The organism is Rhodobacter sp. P1_C2 (assembly GCF_056406375.1).
Genome location: NZ_JBFUAG010000032.1, coordinates 1 through 3289, shown reverse-complemented (window position 1 = coordinate 3289; position 3289 = coordinate 1). Strand labels below are relative to the sequence as shown.

Annotated in this window: 2 rRNA genes; both read right to left on the bottom strand. The window is 53.4% G+C overall.

Going from position 1 to position 3289, the window contains the following annotated elements:
* Positions 1 to 16 precede the first annotated feature (16 nt).
* Positions 17 to 131, bottom strand: a 5S ribosomal RNA gene (gene rrf / locus AC1DZT_RS25235).
* 116 nt (positions 132 to 247) lie between these two features.
* A 23S ribosomal RNA gene (locus tag AC1DZT_RS25230) occupies positions 248 to 3084 on the bottom strand.
* Positions 3085 to 3289: the final 205 nt, after the last annotated feature.

The following is a 3289-nucleotide window of genomic DNA, read 5'->3' as shown; positions in this document are numbered from 1 at the left end:
TATCGCTTCTTTCTAGGTTTGGCGGTGACCTACTCTCCCACGTCTTAAGACGGAGTACCATTGGCGCGACGGCACTTAACGGCCGAGTTCGGGATGGGATCGGGTGTTTTGCTCGTGCTATGACCACCAAACCGAGGAAGAAGCGAACATCGGCCAGGGTTTTACCTGTCTGTTTCCATAGTCTTGTGTGTTTTTGGTGTTGATTGATTTGATGTCGCAGATCTTTTGGATCTTGCTGTTACTGGATCAAATCAAGCCTATCGAGCAATTAGTACCAGTCAGCTGAAAGCGTTACCGCTCTTACACCTCTGGCCTATCGACGTGGTGGTCTTCCACGGCTCTCAAGGGAGACCTTGTTTTGAAGGGGGCTTCCCGCTTAGATGCCTTCAGCGGTTATCCTGTCCGAACATAGCTACCCAGCACTACCGTTGGCACGATAACTGGTCCACCAGTGGTTCGTTCAACCCGGTCCTCTCGTACTAGGGTCAACTCTTCTCAAGTCTCCTGCACCCACGGCAGATAGGGACCGAACTGTCTCACGACGTTCTAAACCCAGCTCACGTACCTCTTTAAATGGCGAACAGCCATACCCTTGGGACCTGCTCCAGCCCCAGGATGAGATGAGCCGACATCGAGGTGCCAAACGATGCCGTCGATATGGACTCTTGGGCATCATCAGCCTGTTATCCCCAGAGTACCTTTTATCCGTTGAGCGATGGCCCACCCACTTGGGACCACCGGATCACTATGACCGACTTTCGTCTCTGCTCGACTTGTCAGTCTTGCAGTCAGGCGGGCTTCTGCCATTGCACTCAACGACCGATTTCCGACCGGTCTGAGCCCACCATCGCGCGCCTCCGTTACTGTTTAGGAGGCGACCGCCCCAGTCAAACTCCCCACCATGCAGGGTCCCGGACCCGGATAACGGGCCGCGGTTAGATATCAAGAATGCGAAGGGTGGTATCTCAAGGGAGGCTCCACGAGAACTAGCGTCCCCGCTTCGATGCCTACCACCTATCCTGCACATCACATTCCTGATACCAGTGCAAAGCTAGAGTAAAGGTTCATGGGGTCTTTCCGTCTAACCGCGGGAAGTCTGCATCTTGACAGACAGTTCAATTTCGCTGAGTCCACATCAGAGACAGCGGGGAGATCGTTACGCCATTCGTGCAGGTCGGAACTTACCCGACAAGGAATTTCGCTACCTTAGGACCGTTATAGTTACGGCCGCCGTTTACTGGGGCTTCAATTCAGAGCTTGCACCCCTCCTTTTAACCTTCCAGCACCGGGCAGGCGTCAGACTGTATACGTCGCCTTACGGCTTCGCACAGCCCTGTGTTTTAAGTAAACAGTCGCCACCCCCTAGTTTGTGCCCCCCACAAACGGTTGCCCGCCTATGGGGCCTCCTTATCGCGAACTTACGGAGGTAATTTGCCGAGTTCCTTTGATGTGGTTCTCTCAAGCGCCTTGGTATACTCTACCAGTCCACCTGTGTCGGTTTAGGGTACGGTCTGATGTGGGGCTATTTCCAGGGACCTCGCGGCTGCACACCCAATCCGATAAGGGCATACAACGTTAAAGATCCGTCACTTCCCACTGGCCCACGAATATTAACGTGGTTCCCATCGACTACGCCTTTCGGCCTCGCCTTAGGGGCCGGCTTACCCTGCTCAGATTAGCTTTAAGCAGGAACCCTTGGACTTTCGGCGAGAGGGTCTCTCACCCTCTTTGTCGCTACTTATGTCAACATTCTCGCTTCTGATCTCTCCACCGGATGCCTTACAGCCCGGCTTCACAGAAAGCTTCGCGTGTTCGTCTCCGCCCTAAAGCGGATAAAACACATGAAGCTATATCACAGAACGCTCCGCTACCACGTGCATTGCTGCACATCCCGAGCTTCGGCTCATGGCTTGAGCCCCGATACATTTTCGCCGCAGGACAGCTTATCTAGACCAGTGAGCTGTTACGCTATCTTTAAAGGATGGCTGCTTCTAAGCCAACCTCCTGGTTGTTTTGGCCGTCCCACATGCTTTCCCACTTAGCCATGAATTTGGGGCCTTAGCTGCAGGTCAGGGTTGTTTCCCTCTTCACACCGGACGTTAGCACCCGATGTGTGTCTCCCGGATAGTACTCCACGGTATTCGGAGTTTGCTTAGGCTCAGTAAGGCTGTGGGCCCCCATCACCCATGCAGTGCTCTACCCCCGTGGGTATTCGTCCGAGGCGCTACCTAAATAGCTTTCGCGGAGAACCAGCTATCTCCAGGTTTGATTAGCCTTTCACCCCTAGCCACAAGTCATCCGGACCCTTTTCAACGGGTGTCGGTTCGGACCTCCAGTAAGTGTTACCTTACCTTCATCCTGCTCATGGCTAGATCACCTGGTTTCGGGTCTGATCCCACGAACTCATGCGCCCTTTTAAGACTCGCTTTCGCTGCGCCTACACCTATCGGCTTAAGCTTGCTCGTAAGACCAAGTCGTTGACCCATTATACAAAAGGTACGCCGTCAGGGCTCAAGGCCCCTCCGACTGCTTGTAGGCGTCCGGTTTCAGGATCTGTTTCACTCCCCTCGTCGGGGTGCTTTTCACCTTTCCCTCACGGTACTGGTTCGCTATCGGTCAGCAAGGAGTACTTAGCCTTCGGGGGTGGTCCCCCGATCTTCAGACAGGATTACACGTGTCCCGCCCTACTTAATATGTCCTCTAAAGCTTCCTGTACGGGGCTGTCACCCACTATGGCTGGCCTTTCCAGGCCATTCCAGTCACTCTTCGAGGATCGGCTGGTCCGCGTTCGCTCGCCACTACTAACGGAGTCTCTATTGATTTCCTTTCCTCCGGGTACTTAGATGTTTCAGTTCCCCGGGTTTGCTCTAAACCCCCTATGTATTCAGGAGTAAAGTACCTGGCTCACCCCGTTATTCRTRCTYCCGRAGRAGYAAAATAACAGAATGTCAGGTGGGTTTCCCCATTCGGACATCTCTGGATCAAAGCCTATTCCCGGCTCCCCAAAGCTTAACGCAGGGTATCACGTCCTTCATCGCCTCTTGCTGCCAAGGCATCCACCAAACGCCCTTTTCGCGCTTGATTTGATCCAGAAAGAGCAAGACCGCTGGTTCAAAGCGCTCACCCTCTCAAGACCAAAAACTTGTACTTCCCACCGTGCAACCCGAAGGTCRCACCGGTTAGTGTACTAGACTTGGAAACAGTATCGTTCTTGCCTCGTAAGGCAGATGCATCCCATACTCGGGCGCATCAAACGATACCGATGTTTTTCTCTCTATACGATGTCAAT